Origin of the sequence: Sphaerisporangium dianthi, assembly GCF_042654065.1 — a bacterium.
Taxonomy (GTDB): domain Bacteria; phylum Actinomycetota; class Actinomycetes; order Streptosporangiales; family Streptosporangiaceae; genus Sphaerisporangium; species Sphaerisporangium dianthi.
Genome location: NZ_JBHSFP010000009.1, coordinates 99,425 through 115,212, shown reverse-complemented (window position 1 = coordinate 115,212; position 15,788 = coordinate 99,425). Strand labels below are relative to the sequence as shown.

Sequence of the window (15,788 nt, the reverse complement as noted above, 5' to 3'; positions counted from 1 at the left end):
GAAGGACGGGGAGCAAGAGCAGCAGCCAGAAGACCGCCATGGCCGCCCAGCGGAGGACGGCGAGGACGGGAGCGGAGGCGGCCGGCGAGGCGCGCGGCCCCCCGCCCGCCGGGTCACGTGCCGCCGGCGATCCACCGGCGTCGTCAGGGTGAACCGGGGCCCACTTGGCGGCGCTCACTGGTCGGAGGCGGGCTCGATGCGCTGCTCCAGCCGTTCGATGCGGGCGATGAGGGGCTGCACCTGCCGCTGCACGGCCGTGGTGAGCGCCTGCACGGGGTCGGTGGCGGCGGAGGTGGTCTGGGCGCGCAGATGCACATAACCCGCCAGGGCCGCCGTCACGGCCCGGCGGGTCAGCCGGGGCTCGGCTCCCAGCGCCCGCAGCACCTGCCCGGCGATGCCGTCGGGTTCGGAGACCAGGCCGAGCAGCAGGTGCTCGCAGCCCACGTAGTTGTGCCCGAGCGCGGTCGCCTCGGTCACCGCCAGTTCGAGCGCGCCGGCGGCCGGGCTGCTGAAGTGTGCCGACGCCTCCGCGCCGCCGGCTCCGCCTTCTTCGGGGGCCGTGTGGCGTTCCAGGTCGCGTCGAGCCTGAGCCGGGTCGATCTCTATGGCCTGGAGCACGTGCAGTGCGAGGTTCTCGCCTTCGGCCACCATGCCGGCGAGCAGGTGCCCGGTTCCGACGTTCGGTGCGTCATCGGCGCGCGCCTGGTCGATCGCCAGCTTGATGACGGCGCGGGCGCGGGCGGTGAACAGCGGCAGCCGTCCGCTCAGATCGTCGGCTCCCAGCTCGCCGAGGGCGGTCTGGCGGATGGCGGTGATCCGGCGCACCGCCTGTTCCAGCGCCCGCTGGCAGATCGCCGAGACAGGTACGCCGAGCTCCTTGACCGCCTCCGCCAGCTCGTCCGGCAGGTACACATTGATCTTCGGCATGCCGCACTCCATCGACCTCGGGGTTATCTCGGGGTTACATGGTAGTTATACCCCCTATGGGGGTAGGCTTCAATAACCCGTGAGCGATGCCTCACGCCCACCCGATGGACACGAGGTCGACGGTGGGTGTTCAGAGCAGGGGCGAGCGCCGGGTGGGCGCCGCCCGGGTGACGGTGACGGCGTCCAGGTCCAGCAGCTTCTCGACCATGGGATAGATCTCGTTCTTCCAGCGGTCGGTCTCGTACGCGGCGGCGTAGACCCTCTCGTGCTCGGCTTCGCTCTCGAAGCGGCGCAGCGTGACGTAGCCGTCCGGGTCCTCCTCGTCGACGAGGGAGGCGATCACCGACATGCCGCGTTCGGTCATGTAGGGGATCACCGTCCCCTCCATGTACTCCACCCACTCGTCCCGCATGCCGGGCCGGGCCTGATAGCGGCGGATCTCGTAGAACAACGTCTTTCCTTCCGGACTCGCCCGACTTCGCTCAGTAGAAGTACTCGACGCCTTCGACGTCGCGGAAGTGGGACACGAGGCGGGTTCCCGCCGACAGCGGCATGATGATCTCCTGATCGATGCCGAGCCCGACGTCGGGCTCGACGTGGCTTGACTTCAAGTCGGCTTGAAGGGGCATGCTCCCGCTCATGACCGAGAACATCGAGACACAGACGCCAAGTGATCCCGTCGACTCGCTCATCAAGGTGCTGGACGGCGTCGACGCACGCCCGGACGCCGTACGGCTGCGGACGCGCTCGTACGAGCTTCTGGAACTCGAGCCCGGCACCGCCGTGGTGGACGTCGGCTGCGGCGCCGGGCGTGCGGTCGCCGAGATGAACGAAAGGGGCGTACGGGCGATCGGGGTCGACGCGAGCGAACGGATGATCACCGTGGCCGGGCGCCGGTGGCCCGGCGCGGACGTGCGTCTCGGCGACGCCTTCGCCCTGCCGCTCGGCGATGGCGAGGTGCGCGGCTACCGGGCCGACAAGGTGTACCACGAGTTCCGTGATCCGGCCGGCGCGCTGGGCGAGGCCGCCCGGGTGCTCGCTCCCGGTGGCCGCATCGTGCTCATCGGGCAGGACTGGGACACCATGGTGATCGACTCCGACGACCCGGCGCTCACCCGCGCCATCGTGCACGCCAAGGCCGACACCGTGCCCAGCCCCCGGGCGGCGCGCTCCTACCGCAACCTGCTCCTCGGCGCCGGATTCCGGGACGCGGAGGTGGAGGTGCACACCGCCGTCTTCACCGACGGCATGATCACTTCCATGCTCGCGCGCCTCGTGGACGGGGCCCGCTCCTCGGGCGCGATCACGTCCGGCCAGGCCGCCGGGTGGACCGCCGAGCAGGCGGAGCGGGCCCAGGACGGCAGGATGTTCGTCGCCGTGCCGCTGTTCGTCGCCACGGCACTGCGTCCCTGAGCCGGACCTCATGGAGGCGACGGGTGGACCAGGTGCTCGGCCGCGATCTGTTCGAAGGACGTCCCACTGAGCATGCCGTCCAACGCCCCGATCATGCGAGGGCATCCACGCGTGGGATGCTCGGCCGGGCACCTGAGCGCGTGATCAAGAAAGCGCCGGGCGAGACGCGCCCGCGCGATCAGCTCCTCCAGCTTCTCGCTCTGCTCGCGTACCGCCTGCCGCCTCCGCTCGCCGGGGTCGTCCATCACCGCCACGGCGGTGTCCAGGTCGAGACCGAGCCGCTGCACGACCTGGATGAACGCCAGCCGGCGCAGTTCCTCCACGCCGTACATGCGGCGGCCCCGGCGCCGAGCCGCCGGCCGCACCAGGCCCCGCTCGTCGTAGTACCGCAGGGCCGAGGTCTTCATGCCGACCCGGCGGGCGGCCTCACCGATGGGGATCAGTTCCATGCTCCTATTCGACACCTCGGGCCGCCGGTCCGCTCACCGTCATCGATGTCCTTCTGTGATCGAGCATGCGCAAAGGGTCAATGTGTCACGTGGGGGCCAGTAAGGCGAGAAGCGTGATCCTGAGTATGGGCGCGCGGATGCGCGGTCATCTGCCGAGCGGGCCCGTGCCCAAGGGGGAGCGGCTCGTCAGCGCAGAGGCCGGCCCTCACGGGGGTGGCGGGGCTGGATGGCCTCGTGGGCCCGGACGCCGTCGTAGGCGCGGTCGATGCGGGCCTTCAGACGGGCGGCGCCGCGGGCGGGGAGGCTCCAGGTGCCCTCGACGCGGACCAGCCGGACGCCGGGGGAGTCGAGCCAGCGCAGGATGCACTCGGTCTCTTCGGCGATGGCGGCCGGCAGGGGGCCGGGCCCGGGTGTCACGGTCTCGGCGGTGGCGACCAGGGCGTCGACGTACGGCGTCGGATGGGCGCCCTTCGGCATCACCCCGGCCGCCGCCAGCCGGCCGTGCCGCACGACGTGGATGTCCCAGCCGCCGTCGAACGCCGGGCTCGCCGCGATCAGCTCGGGGATGCCGGTCAGCGACCGCAGCCGCTGCATGCGCGCCGCCGTGCGCACGTAGACGGCCAGGCGGTCGCGGTCGACCGCGGCCTCCTCGTAGCGCTGCTCGGAGGCCAGCCGCTGCATGCGGGCCTCCAGCGCCGAGAACACCGGGCCGGGATCGTGCTCCATGGCGGCGCGGGCCTCGTCGGCGTGGCGCCGGTAGTCGTCGACGCCCTGGCGGCCCTCGCAGGGGGCCCCGCAGCGGCCCATCTCGGCCAGCACGCACGCGGGCCGGTGGGTGCGCGTGGTGATGCGCTCGGTGCACTGCCGCAGCGGGACCGCCTCGTGCAGCGCCGACCGGGCGTCCTCGGCGCCGCGCGCGGAGGTGAAGGGACCGAGGTAGGTGCCCTGGTCGGCCTTGACCTCGCGGACGATGGACAGGCGGGGGAACGGCTCGTCGGTCAGCTTGAGCCAGACGACCTTCTCGGGAAAACGGGACCGGCGGTTGTAGCGGGGTTTGGTGGCCCCGATGAGCCGCAGCTCGCGCACCTCGGCCTCCAGGCCGGTGGCGCAGACGATCGTCCGCACCCGCTCGGCGATGCCGATCATCTCGCGGATGCGCGGCCGGGTCTCGCCGGCGGTGAAGTAGGACTTGACCCGCTGACGCAGGTTGCCGCTCTTGCCGACGTACAGCGCCTCGCCGGGCTCGTCTTCGAAGACGTAGACGCCGGGGACGCTCGGGACGCTCGCCGCCAGGTGGCGTTTGCGCTTCTGCTCGGGGGTGGGGGCGCGGACGAAGCCCTTGAGCTCTTCGAGGGTCTGCACGCCGTACCCCCCGACGCGCTCGATCAGCACGTGCAGCACGTCGACCGTCGCCTTGGCGTCGGCGAGGGCCCGGTGGCACGGCTCTGTGCCGCTGCGGAAGACGCGGGCCAGGGTCGAGAGCTTGCAGTTGGGCACCTCGTCGCGCGTCAGGACGCGCCGGGCCAGGTCGGCGGTGTCGACCACGGGGTTGACCGGCGGAGGGTAGCCGTGGGCCTGGCAGTTCGCCTTGATGAAACCGACGTCGAAGGGGGCGTTGTGCGCGACCAGCGTGGCGCCGCGCGCGAATTCGAGGAAGGACGGCAGGACCTGCTCGATGCGCGGCGCGGCCGTGACCATCATGTCGGTGATGCCGGTGAGCACGGTGATGAACGGCGGGATGGGACGGCCGGGATCGACGAGGGTGGCGAACTCGCCGAGCACCTCGCCGCCGCGCACCTTGACCGCGCCGATCTCGGTGATGGCGTGCTCGGCGGACGACCCGCCGGTCGTCTCCAGGTCGAACACGACGAAGGTCACCTGGTCGAGAGGCGTGCCCAAATCGTCAAGCGTTCCTTGAACCCCGATCTCCACGCCCATGACCATACGATCGCGGTCCGACAGTTCCGCACCGGCCATGCCGGATAGCGGTGAAATGGGTGGTACATCCGCCGTTCGCCGTCCGGCGATCCGGTGGCGGAGAGCCGCCACGCCTCCCGTGGGGCGGGTGTGGGGCGGGGTGACCCGGTGGGAAGCGCGCTGACCACGAACCCACCAGCCGTACCCTTATCGAATAGACGAAATCTGAATGGCCAGTCAGCTAGGGGAAGACGGATGAGCTCAGCCGGAGAAGGCCTGTCTCGCCCGCTGCCCGAGCAGGTCCGCTTACACGTCGTCGAGCTCGCCGCTCAGGTGCTCGGCACGATGCAGCCCGCCGCGATCCCTCCGCCGTTGAAGGGCATCGCGAGGTTCGATCCGCGCAAGCGCGCCCGCCTGGGCAGCGCGCCGATCGCGGCGCAGCTCGAGACCGACAAGGAGTTCCGCGAGATCGTCGCCGAGAGCCTCCAGGAGGCCTGGCCCGAGCTGGTCGCCAGCCTGGAGGAGGGCATGGTCCCGCCGGCCGCCGAGCCGGTGCTCGTGGCCGCCGCCGCCTACCTGACCCGGCCGCCCGGCTGGCCCGAGCTCGTCGAGACCGCCCGCGCCGATCTCGAGCAGGCGGCGGCCGCCGCCGAGGGCAGCGCGCAGGAGCAGACCGTCGTGCGCCTGCGCGAGCAGCTCGCCGCGCAGAAGGCCGCCTCGAAGGAGGAGGCCGAGAGGCTGCGCGAGCAGCTCAAGGCGTCCCGCGCCGAGGTCGCCGACCTGCGGCGCAAGCTGCACGACGCCCGCGAGCGGGGCCGGCTGGCCGAGGAGCGGGCGGCGGAGCTTCAAACGCTGGAGCAGGACATCCGCGCCTCGGTGTCCTCGGCCACCAGCGCGGCCGAGAGCGAGCTGCGCAAGGTCCGCGAGCGCCTGTCCGATGCCGAGCGTTCCCTTGAGGCCAGCCGCCGCGCGGCACGCGAGGGCCGCAGCATCGAGGACGCCCGCATCCGCGTGCTGCTGGACACCCTGCAGGACGCGGCCGCCGGCCTGCGCAGCGAGCTGGCGCTGCCCGTCGCCATCAGCAAGCCGGCCGACTCGGTGAGCGCCGTGAGCCCGGGGAACCCCTCGGTGCGCGCCGTGCCCGCCCGCGCGCTCGCCGACGACGATCCTGCGCTGTTGGACCAGCTGCTGGCCGTCCCGCACCTCCACCTGGTCATCGACGGCTACAACGTCACCAAGACCGGTTACCCGTCGCTCACCCTGCTCGACCAGCGCTCCCGGCTGCTCACCGGCCTCGGCGGGCTCGCCGTGCAGACCAGGGTCGAGGTCACCTGCGTGTTCGACGGCGCCGAGCTGAACGGCCCGGTGCAGGTGTCGGCGCCGCGCGGCGTGCGCGTGCTGTTCAGCGCGCCGGGGGAGATCGCCGACGATCTCATCAGGCAGCTCGTGCGCGCCGAGCCGCCCGGCCGGGCGGTCGCGGTCGTGTCCTCCGACCGGGAGGTCGCCGAGTCGGTGCGCCGCATGGGCGCCCGCCCCGTGCAGTCCACGCTGCTGCTGCGCCGCCTCGGCCGTTCCTGACGGCGAAGCGCGTCACCCGGGGCCGGCGTTCATCGGACACTGAGGGCCGGCGCCCTGGACGGCCGTCTACATTCGTGACTCCGTCGCGTCAAGAAGTTTGCTGTTTCCAGAGCATTTACTGATGAAAAGGTGCAGGTGTCCTTACCTTTTCTGTAGGATCACCGCCCAGGTTGTCTCACTTGTCTCGCAGAGGGAGCTGGCGTCCCAGTGGTCGTGCGTGGGATCCGGGCGGTCGGGCGGATGTCTGTGGCCGCCGGTCTGGTCGTCGCCGTCATGGCGACCCAGACGAGTGGTGCCGAGGCCAAGCCGAAGCCGACCGTCGCGCAGGTCAAGGCGCGGCTCGCCAAGCTCGACAAGCAGGCCGACAAGGTGGTCGACCGTTACAACCTGGCCGGCGAGCAGTGGAAGAAGGCCAGGAAGGAGTACAACTCCCTCAACGGCCGCCTGAAGCAGGAGCTCGGCCGCGTCGACGAGCTGCGTCTCGGGCTGGTGTCGGTCGCGGTGAGCACCTACCAGTCGGGTGACGTCCTGTCCTGGTCGAACCTGATCACCCAGCCCGATCCCGAGTCGCTGCTGGCGGGGCTGGCGTCCATCGACCAGATGTCGACGGGCCGGTCGCGGACGATGACCGAGTACGAGCAGGCCACCCGCTCGCTCAAGGGGCAGCGCGACAAGGCCAAGGGCGCCTACGACAAGGCGATCAAGCTCCTGGACGACCTGCGCCGGCAGAAGAAGGACGTCGAGAAGCTGGTCGGAGAGCAAGAGCGGCTTCTGCGCCGCCTCAACGCCTACAACGCGGGCAATCCCAACAGCCCTGGCATCAAGTACACCGGGCCCGCCTCCGGCAACGCCCGCGCGGCGCTGCAGTTCGCCTTCGCCCAGGTGGGCAAGCCCTACCGCTATGGCGGCACCGGCCCGAGCGGGTGGGACTGCTCCGGGCTCACCCAGGCGTCCTGGCGGGCGGCCGGGGTCAGCCTGCCCCGCACCGCCGCCGAGCAGTACTCCTGGGGCGCCTCCCGCAGGGTCCCCCTGAATGCCCTGCAGCCCGGCGACCTGCTGTTCGCCGGCGGTCTCGGCCATGTCGGGATGTACGCCGGCGGCGGCAAGATGGTCCACGCGCCCCGCACCGGGGACGTCGTGAAGGTCGTGCCCCTCTCCAGCTACCGCGGCATCATCGGCGCCGTCCGCCCCTGAGCCCAGCCGGTCCCTCGACCGGCCGCCCAGCACGCCCAACCCGGTCGCTTGGCCCAACCGACCCTTGGCCCAACCGACCCTTGGCCCGGCCGGTTTCTCAGCGCGACCGGTCCCTTGCCGCGTATGGACTCGCTCCGCACCCGGCCGGCTCGCTCCGCGTCCGGCGGCGCGACCGCGCGGCGGGCCGCCGTCCCACCCCCATCCCGCCAGCGGGGGAAGCGGCCTGTTGACGATGGGTGAGACGTTCCAGCCTCCCACTTCGGCCGGTTTTCTTGTCGGTCGTCAAGCGCCGCTGCCAGTGTCGAGCCCGGCAGTCACCGGCGCCCCAGGGGGAATCGAAAGGCGTCCGGCGTCCGGCTGCCGCATCCATCGAATCCAGAAATGGAGAAGTCACATGCGCATGACTCTCGCCAAGCGCGCCTCGCTCGGGATCGTCGCGGCAGGCTCCCTTCTGCTCGCACCCGCCGCCGCCGCGTACGCTTCGGCTCCCGCGAAGGCGGCCGTCGCGGTCTCGTGTTCGGGGATGGTCAACCCGTCCGGGGCCACCGGCACCGGCACGGCCAAGTCGGCCGACCTGCCGGGCGGCGTCGACCTGCAGCTGCGCAGCGGCCGGATCAACAACGTCCAGTACGCGTGGCCGCGGCTGACCACCTCGCACAACGGCGACCGCCTCTGGATCGACATCTCGGGAAACAGCGGCAGGACCTGGACGCAGTGCGACCTGCGGACGCTGGACACCGGCCGCAACTACGGCAACGCGCTGAAGACCAGCAGCAGCAGCTCGGTCTGCATGCGGGCGGGCGCGCGTCCGGCGGGCGCCGCCGCCTCCTACCTGACCGACTGGTGGTGCTAGGCGCGCCGGACGCGCGCCCGCGTTCACGGGGCGGTGCTGTGATGTGACCACGGGGGCCTGAACCCCCGGCCGGGCAAGCGAGGCGCCGGCCAGGAGTTCAGCCGCACGCCCGGCCGGTTCTCCGGCCGGGCGTGTTCGCGTGTGGCCGCCCGTCCCTCTAAGGCAGGGACGGCGCGTCCGGGGCGGACGCAGAGGCCCCGGCGGCGGGGACGGACGGGGAGGCGGGGGAGGAGTCCGGGGCGGGGGAAGAAGGGAGGTCGCGGCGGCGCTTGAGCGGACCGGCCAGCAGGATCAGGCCCGTCAGGGCGAGCCCGGCCATGATGATCCACATCGACGCGCGGGTGCCGATGGCGCCGCCGAGCGCCCCGCCGAGGAGCGCGCCGAGGGGGATGGTGCCGTAGTTGACGAACTGCATGCTCACCGACACCCGTCCCATCAGACGCCGTGGCGTGTAGGTCTGGCGGAAGCTCGCCTTGATGACGTTGCCCGCGACCACGCCGGCGACGACGACGAACCCGCCGGCCACCGCCAGGGCCAGCCCGCCTCCCGGGTTCGCGAGCGGGATGAGCAGCCCGAACGGGGCCCCGAGCATCTCGCAGGCGATCATGGCGCGGGCGCTGCCGAAGCGCCGGCACAGATGTGCGGCGCCCGCCGCGCCGGCGACGCCGCCCAGGCTCATCGCGGCCATCAGCCCGCCCGCCACGCCGGGCGTCAGGCCGACGTCGCGCACCAGGAACACGACAAGGATGGCCTGGTAGCCCATCAGGCCGAGGTTGCTGGCCGCGCCGAAGACGGTGAGCACCCGCAGGTAGGGATCACGGGCCACGAACCGCAGGCCCTCGCCGATCTCCCGCCGAAGCGTCGTCGCCCGCCGCTCGCGCGCGGGCGGCGCCTCGCGGGTCCTGATGCCGAGCAGGCACAGGGCCGAGACCAGGAAGGTGGCGGCGTCGGCGAGCAGCCCGGTGACCGCGCCGAGCACCTGCGCGATGACGCCCGCCGCCCCCGGGCCCGCCACCTGGACGGCCGACTCGGCGCCCTGCAGCCTGGCGTTGCCCTCGGGAAGGTCGGCGGGGGCGACCACGGCCGGAAGGTAGACCTGGTAGGCGGTCTGGAAGAACACCTTGCAGGTGCCCGCGAGGAGCGCCACCGCGAGTAGCTGCCCGATGGTGAGCGCGCCCGCCCAGGCGGCGGCCGGGACGCTGAGGAACAGCAGGAGCGAGGCGGCGTCGCAGGCCAGCATGACGGGACGGCGGGGGAGACGGTCGATCCACGCCCCTGCGGGCAGGCCGATGATCACCCAGGGGATCCACGCCGCGGCGGCCAGGAGCGCCACCTCCAGCGTGCTCGCCCCGAGCGTGGTGACGGCGACGAGGGGGAGGGCGACGGAGGTGAGGGAGCTGCCGAAGCCACTGGTGGTCTCGCCGATCCACAGCAGCCGGAAGTCGCGCTCGCGCAGCAGTCCCCACCGCCGGCGCGGGAGCCCTGTCCCCGCCGGAGCCCGCGAGATGGCGGTGCTCATGACGGCCTCCAAGGGGCGAGGCCGCTCGTGACGGCGGCAAAGGGGGCGAGGCCGCTCATGACGGCCTCCAACGGGTCAGGCCGCTCATGACGGCCTCCGGGGGGTGAGGATCGCCCATGACGGCGGTCAAGGGGGTGAGGCCGCTCGTGACGGTCTCTGAGCGGTGATGTGACCCGTCCCGGCCGGAAGCGTGGGCGGGGATGGTGGAAGGCGGCAGGGCCACCGGCGAAGGAGCGCCCGTTCTCATGGCCGGCCCGGGACGCCGAAGGCGAAGACGAACACCGGGTCGCGCCGATGCCCGTCGTCGGGCACCTCGCGGGTGGCCCACCGGGCGAGGAGCTCCAGCAGCTCTCGCTCGAACCCGTGCAGCTCGCCGGGGGTGAGGCGCAGCCATTTGTCGGTGGAGAACGGGGCGTCCTGCCAGGCCCGCCGCTCTTCGTCGCTCGCGGCGTACCAGGCGCGGACCATGCTCACGTGGTGGTCGAGGTTGAGGGACGCGGCCGCGCTCGCGATCGCCGCGGTGGCCGGGTCGCCGTCGAAGTCGGACTCGGTCCAGCGCAGCTCGGCCGAGGCCAGCCGCCACCACCGTTCGCGGCGGTCGCGGGCCAGCTCAGGCGCCTCCTCGATGAGCTCGCCGGCGGCAAGGACGCGCAGGTGGTGGCTGGCGTTGGCGACGGCCTGCCCGGTGTGCTCGGCCAGCATGCTGGCGGTGCAGGGGCCGTAGACCTTCAGCGCGTCCATGAGCCGCCTCCTCGTGGGATGCGACAGGGCTGCCAGCACCCGCGAGTCGGTGATTCTTCGTACCTCTTCGTCGGCCATGGCCCCACCCTGGCACGTACAACGGGCATTGTGCAATGACTCTTGCGTAAGAATGATTGCTCAAGAATCCTCGCACGATGTCGTTCGCCGGAGGCCTGTCACTCGACGTCCCGGGATCGTGACGCGGTGTCATCGAACGGTGCGCACCGGCGGGCCGCGCCGGGGGCGCGCGTGGATCGTTCCTCCGCGAGATCGCCCGAACGGGTGTGACTGGTGTGACTTTTGTGACTCATGACAGGTCACGTTTCGGGGTGTGTGAGGGGAATCACATTCGGGTAACAGATGCGCTTGTTGTACAGGGGTTCCGTGATTCCTGAGGCGTTTATTTGATCTATGACTCTTTGTCACGGCTTTGCCTCAATTTGAGGTTCTGTGTAGCTTCTGGCCCGCGGCGAGCACGCCATGCCGTCGCGAACGAAGCCGGTCTCACCCGACCGGTCGCACTACCACAATCCAGCGGTCACCGTCGCCCGTTCAAGGTGTGAACCAGGCCCCAAGGGGCGGTGACCTGCCGAATCCGTGCGGCAAGGAGCGCGGAACCGGGGACCCAATTGATCCCTTAATCCGGATCAGGGGTGAATCGACGTCTATGGCGTCGTAGGGCTACTTCCATGCCCGAATCCGTCAGCTAACCCGGTAGGCATGAGTGGAAGAATCAAGGAGCGATCCTGTCCAGCACCACCAAAAACCCGCGTCTGTCGCGTATCGCCCGCTTCTCTCTAGGCGGTGTGGCGCTCACCATGACGGCCTCCGTGGGGGCGGTCGCGACGCAGGCGACGGCGGCTGACGCCGCCACGGCGGCCACTGCTCAGAGCCCTTCCGGGCCAGAGGCCGTCTACGGCCCGGCCGGGCTGATCGAGACCCCGAGCCTCACCGGGGCGGAGGAGTCCACCGGCTCCGCCGCGGTGAGCGAGGCGAGCGGCTCCGCCACCTCCAGCACCTCCAAGAGCAAGAAGACCGCGAAGGCGAGCCGGGCGGCCCGGCAGCGACTGAAGGCGCACACGGCCGTCGCGATCGCCAAGAAGCAGATCGGCGACCCCTACCGCTGGGGTGCCAGCGGCCCGGGGGCGTTCGACTGCTCCGGCCTGGTCTCCTACGCCTGGCGCAAGGCAGGTGTGAAACTGCCCCGCGTGGCCGCCGGCCAGTTCCGCTCGGTGCGCAAGAAGGTCTCCTGGAAGAACCTCAAGCCAGGCGACCTGATGTTCTTCTACGGGCTCGGCCACGTCGGCATGTACGTCGGGCACGGCAAGATGATCCACTCCCCGCACAGCGGCACGCGGGTGCGGATCGACAAGCTGTCCGGCTACCGCAAGGCGTCCTTCGTCGGAGCCGTCCGCCCGGCCGCCTGATCCTCGCGGTCCGCCCGGGCGGTCCGGGCCCCCTCGGGCCCGCCCGCGCCGGCCGTGAAGGCCCGTCCGTCCCTCCCCCTGAGGCGGACGGGCGCCGTGAAGGCCCGTCCGTCCCTCCTCCTGGGACGGACGGGCGGCCGTGAAAGCCCGTCCGTCCCTCCCCTGAGGCGGACGGGCGCCGTGAATGTCCCCTCCGCTCCACCCCCGAGGCGGATGGGACATTCGTGAAGGCCCCGTTCGCCCTCCCCAGGCGGACGGGGCCTTCGCGCGTCCGCGGTCGCGCCGATGTGGCCCCCGAGGACGAACAGGTAGATTGCCCGCATGCGCGTCGTGTGGCTCTGGGCCGTCCTGGCGGGGCTGCTGGCCGTGCTGACCGGTCCCCGCGCCATGGACGAGGACCTCGGGCGGCGGGCGCGGGCCCTGATCGGCGAGCATCCCGAGATCTGGTCCGGCGCGCGGACGTTCCCCGGCGAGCGCTCGCTCGTGGTCGGGGCGCCCGGGGCGGCCGTGGCCGATCTGGCCGATCTGGCGCGCCGGGCCGACCGTGCGAGCGCGCTCGTGGCCCGGGTCGTGGGCCCGGTGCGCCCGCTGGTCCTGGTGCCCGCGACCACCGCGCAGGCGGCCGTGCTCGCCGCTCCCGCGTCCGTGAACGGCCTGGCGGCGGTGGCGGGAGCCGACCGCGTGATCGTCGAGCCGCGGTCGTTCGCCCGGCTCAGCGGCGTCGGGCGCGACGTCGTCCTCGCCCACGAGATCACTCACATCGCCACAGGGGCGGCGCTCGACGGGGGCACGCCCAAGTGGCTGGTGGAGGGCTTCGCCGACTACGTGGGCTATCGCGACGCCGGCGTCCCGGCGCGCCGCGCCGCCGCCGAGCTGGCCGGCGAGGTGCGCGCCGGGCGGCTGCCCGTGGCGCTTCCCGGCCGCGACGCGTTCGCCGCCGGCTCCGCGCGCCTGGCCCAGGCCTACGAGGAGGCCTGGCTCGCCTGCCGGTATGTCGCGGGGCGCTTCGGCGAGCGCGCCCTTTCGACCCTCTACCGTGAGTCCAGGGGCGGGGACGTGCGGGCGGCGCTGTCCCGTACGCTCCGCATGAGCCCCGCGGAGTTCACCGCCGCCTGGCGCGAGTACGTCCGGGACCAGCTCGGGTGATCGCGGCGGGCGGGCGGCGCACAGGCCCGCGGAGCGTGCCGGGCCGCGGGGCCCGGTGAGGGGCGCCCTCCGGGCCGGGGACGGCGCCGTGGCGGCGCAGGGGAGAGCATGAACCTTGAGTGACGGGGCTGATCGCGTGGCGGAGCTGACCGAGGGCACGCGCACGGGCCCGGGGCCGCGCGCGGCGGGCGCCGCCCTGGTCGTGCTGGGCGTGGCGCTGGGCGTCGTGGTCGCCGTCACCACGCCGTGGCGCCCGCTGCCCGCCTCCGCCCCGGCCGTCGTGCCCGACCCGGCGCGTGATTTCTCCCCGGCGCAGATCGCGCGCGCCGACGCCTTCGACGCCGCCGTCAACGTGCCGGCGTACCTGTCGCTGGCGGTGACGCTCGCCGTCGCCGGCGTGCTGGTCCTGACCCCCGCCGGCGCGTGGGTGGTGGGCCGCGTGAAGGGGCCGTGGTGGCTGCGCGCCCTGCTCGGCGTCGTCGGCCTGTCCGCCGTCAGCCTGGCGCTCAAGTGGCCGCTCGGGATGTGGTACGAGACGCGGCTGCGCCAGTACGGCCTGTCCACCCAGCGCTGGCCCGAGTGGTCGGCCGACAGGCTCAAGAGCTTCGCCGTCCAGACCGTGCTCGTCGCGATCATGGTGGTCGCGGTCGTCTGGCTGGCCCGCCGCGGCCCGCGCCGCTGGTGGGCGCCCGCGGCGGCCGGGGCGTTCCTGCTCACCGTGGCCGCGTCGTTCGTCTACCCGCTCGTCGTGGAGCCGCTGTTCAACGACTTCACCCCGCTCCCCGCCGGGCGGCTGCGCTCGGACCTGATCGCCATGGCGAGCCGCGACGGCGTCCCGGTCGAGGATGTGCTGGTCGCCGACGCCTCCCGCAGGACCACGGCGCTCAACGCCTACGTCTCCGGTTTCGGCGCCACCCGCCGCATCGTCGTCTACGACACGCTGCTGCGAGCCCCGGCCGGCGAGATCGAGCTGGTCGTGGCGCACGAGCTGGGCCACGCCAAGCGCGGCGACGTCCTGTACGGCACGCTGGTCGGCGCCCTCGGGGCCGCCGCGGGAGCCTGCCTGCTCTATCTGCTGGTCTCCCTGCCCGTCCTCAGGCGCCGCACGGGCGTCGCGTCGGCGGCCGACCCCAGATCGGTCGGCGTGCTGCTCGGCCTGATGAGCCTTTTGACCGTGCTGTCGGGGCCCGCGCAGAACCTCGTCAGCCGCCAGATCGAGGCCAGGGCCGACGTCCACGCGCTCGACCTCACCCGCGACGCCGCCACCTTCGCCGCCATGCAGAGACGGCTGGCCCTGACCAACATCTCCGACCTGACGCCGAACGCCTTCGAGTACCTGATGTACGCCTCGCACCCCACCACCGCGCAGCGGCTGGCCGCGGCGCGCTCCTGGGCCCGCCTGAACGGCCTGCCCGAGCCGTGATCGCCGCCGGACGCGGCCCCGGGCACGCCAGGACGCTCATCGTCACCAACGACTTCCCGCCGCGGCCCGGCGGCATCCAGGCGTTCGTGCACGCGCTCGCCGTGCGCCGGCCGCCCGGCTCGGTGGTCGTCTACGCCTCCCGCTGGCGGGGCTGGGAGGAGTTCGACGCGCGCCAGCCGTACCGGGTGGTGCGGCACGCCGGCTCGCTGATGCTGCCGGTCCCCGAGGTCGCCAGGCGGGCGGCCGGCCTGGTGCGGTCCGAGGGCTGCGACACGGTCGTGTTCGGCGCGGCGGCCCCGCTCGGGCTGCTCGCGCCCGTGCTGCGCGCCGCTGGGGCGCGGCGGGTGGTCATGCTGACCCACGGGCACGAGGCCGCGTGGGCCGGGGTCCCGGTGGCGCGCGGCCTGCTCGCCCGCATCGGCGCCCGCGCGGACGTGGTCACCTACCTCGGTGAGTACACCCGCGAGCGGCTCGTGCGCGTGATGCCCCCCGCGCGTCTCGTCCGGCTCGCGCCCGGCGTGGACACCCGCGTGTTCCACCCCGGGGCCGGCGGCGCCGGGGTGCGGGCGTCGCTGGGCATCGGCGGCCGTCCCGTCGTGGTGTGCGTCTCGCGCCTGGTGCCGCGCAAGGGGCAGGACACGCTGGTCCGCTGCTGGCCGAGGGTGCTGCTGGAGGTGCCGGACGCCGTCCTGCTGCTGGTCGGCGGGGGACCGGCCCGTCCCGCGCTGGAACGGGCGATCGGCGAGCGCGGCCTCGGCGCGTCGGTGATCGTCACCGGGTCGGTGCCGTGGAGCAGCCTGCCGTCCTACTACGACGCGGGCGACGTGTTCGCGATGCCGTGCCGCACCCGCCTTCGCGGCATGGACGTGGAAGGGCTCGGCATCGTCTACCTCGAGGCGTCCGCGACCGGGCTGCCGGTCGTCGCCGGGACCTCCGGGGGCGCGCCCGACGCCGTCCTGCCAGGGGAGACCGGCCTCGTCGTGGACGGCCGCGACGCGGGCGAGGTGGCCGCGGCGCTGGTCGGCCTGCTGCGCGACCCGGAGCGCGCCCGGCGCATGGGGCGGCGCGGCCGGGAGTGGATCGAACGCGAGTGGCGCTGGGACCTGGTCGCCGAGCGCTTCGGCGACCTGCTGGACGGCTCGGGCTCGCCCACCGCCCGAGCGTGACTCATGTCACAATAGGCATCTAATGCGAACTTAGT

At 72.7% G+C, this 15,788-nt stretch carries 15 protein-coding genes and 1 riboswitch; of the genes, 8 read left to right on the top strand and 7 right to left on the bottom strand.

Going from position 1 to position 15,788, the window contains the following annotated elements; all coding sequences use genetic code 11:
* Window positions 1-174: 174 nt before the first annotated feature.
* The 3 genes from ACFO60_RS15870 to ACFO60_RS15860 form a co-directional block, all read right to left on the bottom strand.
* The gene (locus ACFO60_RS15870) at window positions 175-927 is read right to left on the bottom strand and encodes a Clp protease N-terminal domain-containing protein (RefSeq protein ID WP_380841032.1); all 753 of its coding nucleotides are present in this window, start codon (window positions 925-927) and stop codon (window positions 175-177) included.
* A 130-nt stretch (window positions 928-1,057) separates the two neighbouring features.
* Window positions 1,058-1,378 (bottom strand): NIPSNAP family protein, encoded by a 321-nt coding sequence (locus tag ACFO60_RS15865; RefSeq protein ID WP_380841030.1) that lies wholly within the window; start codon window positions 1,376-1,378, stop codon window positions 1,058-1,060.
* 31 nt (window positions 1,379-1,409) lie between these two features.
* On the bottom strand, window positions 1,410-1,538 hold the full coding sequence (locus tag ACFO60_RS15860) for a DUF6461 domain-containing protein (protein WP_380841028.1): 129 nt from the start codon (window positions 1,536-1,538) through the stop codon (window positions 1,410-1,412).
* Between the two features lie 28 nt (window positions 1,539-1,566).
* Between ACFO60_RS15860 and ACFO60_RS15855 the strand changes: the two genes are divergently transcribed.
* Window positions 1,567-2,340 carry a methyltransferase domain-containing protein gene (locus ACFO60_RS15855; protein ID WP_380841027.1) on the top strand — a complete coding sequence of 258 codons (774 nt, stop codon included), beginning with the start codon at window positions 1,567-1,569 and terminating at the stop codon, window positions 2,338-2,340.
* Between the two features lie 8 nt (window positions 2,341-2,348).
* On the opposite strand, the gene ACFO60_RS15850 is transcribed toward ACFO60_RS15855, so the two are convergent.
* Window positions 2,349-2,789, bottom strand: a complete 441-nt coding sequence (locus ACFO60_RS15850) for a MerR family transcriptional regulator (protein ID WP_380841025.1) — start codon at window positions 2,787-2,789, stop codon at window positions 2,349-2,351.
* A gap of 186 nt (window positions 2,790-2,975) precedes the next feature.
* Entirely contained in the window at window positions 2,976-4,727 is a 1,752-nt protein-coding gene (locus ACFO60_RS15845; protein ID WP_380841023.1) for a DEDD exonuclease domain-containing protein, read from the bottom strand.
* Window positions 4,728-4,961: 234 nt separating this feature from the next.
* Here ACFO60_RS15845 and ACFO60_RS15840 point away from each other — a divergent pair, with 234 nt between their 5' ends.
* The 3 genes from ACFO60_RS15840 (at window position 4,962) to ACFO60_RS15830 (ending at window position 8,331) form a co-directional block, all read left to right on the top strand.
* Window positions 4,962-6,284 (top strand): NYN domain-containing protein, encoded by a 1,323-nt coding sequence (locus ACFO60_RS15840; RefSeq protein ID WP_380841021.1) that lies wholly within the window; start codon window positions 4,962-4,964, stop codon window positions 6,282-6,284.
* A gap of 240 nt (window positions 6,285-6,524) precedes the next feature.
* Window positions 6,525-7,478 (top strand): C40 family peptidase, encoded by a 954-nt coding sequence (locus ACFO60_RS15835; protein ID WP_380841019.1) that lies wholly within the window; start codon window positions 6,525-6,527, stop codon window positions 7,476-7,478.
* 394 nt (window positions 7,479-7,872) lie between these two features.
* On the top strand, window positions 7,873-8,331 hold the full coding sequence (locus tag ACFO60_RS15830; RefSeq protein WP_380841018.1) for a hypothetical protein: 459 nt from the start codon (window positions 7,873-7,875) through the stop codon (window positions 8,329-8,331).
* 157 nt (window positions 8,332-8,488) lie between these two features.
* On the opposite strand, the gene ACFO60_RS15825 is transcribed toward ACFO60_RS15830, so the two are convergent.
* Together ACFO60_RS15825 and ACFO60_RS15820 are read right to left on the bottom strand one after the other, a co-directional pair.
* Window positions 8,489-9,850 carry an MFS transporter gene (locus ACFO60_RS15825; RefSeq protein ID WP_380841016.1) on the bottom strand — a complete coding sequence of 454 codons (1,362 nt, stop codon included), beginning with the start codon at window positions 9,848-9,850 and terminating at the stop codon, window positions 8,489-8,491.
* A 243-nt stretch (window positions 9,851-10,093) separates the two neighbouring features.
* The gene (locus ACFO60_RS15820) at window positions 10,094-10,669 is read right to left on the bottom strand and encodes an ArsR/SmtB family transcription factor (protein WP_380841014.1); all 576 of its coding nucleotides are present in this window, start codon (window positions 10,667-10,669) and stop codon (window positions 10,094-10,096) included.
* Between the two features lie 499 nt (window positions 10,670-11,168).
* Window positions 11,169-11,327, top strand: a riboswitch (cyclic di-AMP (ydaO/yuaA leader).
* An 82-nt stretch (window positions 11,328-11,409) separates the two neighbouring features.
* On the opposite strand from ACFO60_RS15820, the gene ACFO60_RS15815 reads away from it, so the two are divergent.
* The 4 genes from ACFO60_RS15815 to ACFO60_RS15800 all read left to right on the top strand — a co-directional run bounded on the left by ACFO60_RS15815 (window position 11,410) and on the right by ACFO60_RS15800 (window position 15,753).
* Window positions 11,410-12,018, top strand: a complete 609-nt coding sequence (locus ACFO60_RS15815; RefSeq protein WP_380841013.1) for a C40 family peptidase — start codon at window positions 11,410-11,412, stop codon at window positions 12,016-12,018.
* 321 nt (window positions 12,019-12,339) lie between these two features.
* Complete coding sequence (locus ACFO60_RS15810) at window positions 12,340-13,164, top strand: hypothetical protein (protein ID WP_380841011.1); 825 nt, start codon at window positions 12,340-12,342, stop codon at window positions 13,162-13,164.
* 136 nt (window positions 13,165-13,300) lie between these two features.
* Window positions 13,301-14,587: a M48 family metallopeptidase gene (locus ACFO60_RS15805; protein ID WP_380841010.1), complete on the top strand. Its 1,287-nt coding sequence runs from the start codon at window positions 13,301-13,303 to the stop codon at window positions 14,585-14,587.
* Window positions 14,584-15,753: a glycosyltransferase family 4 protein gene (locus ACFO60_RS15800; protein ID WP_380841009.1), complete on the top strand. Its 1,170-nt coding sequence runs from the start codon at window positions 14,584-14,586 to the stop codon at window positions 15,751-15,753. The genes ACFO60_RS15805 and ACFO60_RS15800 overlap by 4 nt, the downstream gene beginning before the upstream one ends.
* Window positions 15,754-15,788: the final 35 nt, after the last annotated feature.

What these genes read in the sequence shown, in the direction of transcription:
- ACFO60_RS15840 (WP_380841021.1), top strand. Translation starts at nt 4,962, where the DNA reads ATGAGCTCAGCCGGAGAAGGCCTGTCTCGCCCGCTGCCCGAGCAGGTC.
- ACFO60_RS15810 (WP_380841011.1), top strand. Translation starts at nt 12,340, where the DNA reads ATGCGCGTCGTGTGGCTCTGGGCCGTCCTGGCGGGGCTGCTGGCCGTG.
- ACFO60_RS15835 (WP_380841019.1), top strand. Translation starts at nt 6,525, where the DNA reads ATGTCTGTGGCCGCCGGTCTGGTCGTCGCCGTCATGGCGACCCAGACG.
- ACFO60_RS15825 (WP_380841016.1), bottom strand. Translation starts at nt 9,850, where the DNA reads ATGAGCACCGCCATCTCGCGGGCTCCGGCGGGGACAGGGCTCCCGCGC.
- ACFO60_RS15855 (WP_380841027.1), top strand. Translation starts at nt 1,567, where the DNA reads ATGACCGAGAACATCGAGACACAGACGCCAAGTGATCCCGTCGACTCG.
- ACFO60_RS15850 (WP_380841025.1), bottom strand. Translation starts at nt 2,789, where the DNA reads ATGGAACTGATCCCCATCGGTGAGGCCGCCCGCCGGGTCGGCATGAAG.
- ACFO60_RS15815 (WP_380841013.1), top strand. Translation starts at nt 11,410, where the DNA reads ATGACGGCCTCCGTGGGGGCGGTCGCGACGCAGGCGACGGCGGCTGAC.
- ACFO60_RS15870 (WP_380841032.1), bottom strand. Translation starts at nt 927, where the DNA reads ATGCCGAAGATCAATGTGTACCTGCCGGACGAGCTGGCGGAGGCGGTC.
- ACFO60_RS15845 (WP_380841023.1), bottom strand. Translation starts at nt 4,727, where the DNA reads ATGGGCGTGGAGATCGGGGTTCAAGGAACGCTTGACGATTTGGGCACG.
- ACFO60_RS15830 (WP_380841018.1), top strand. Translation starts at nt 7,873, where the DNA reads ATGCGCATGACTCTCGCCAAGCGCGCCTCGCTCGGGATCGTCGCGGCA.
- ACFO60_RS15820 (WP_380841014.1), bottom strand. Translation starts at nt 10,669, where the DNA reads ATGGCCGACGAAGAGGTACGAAGAATCACCGACTCGCGGGTGCTGGCA.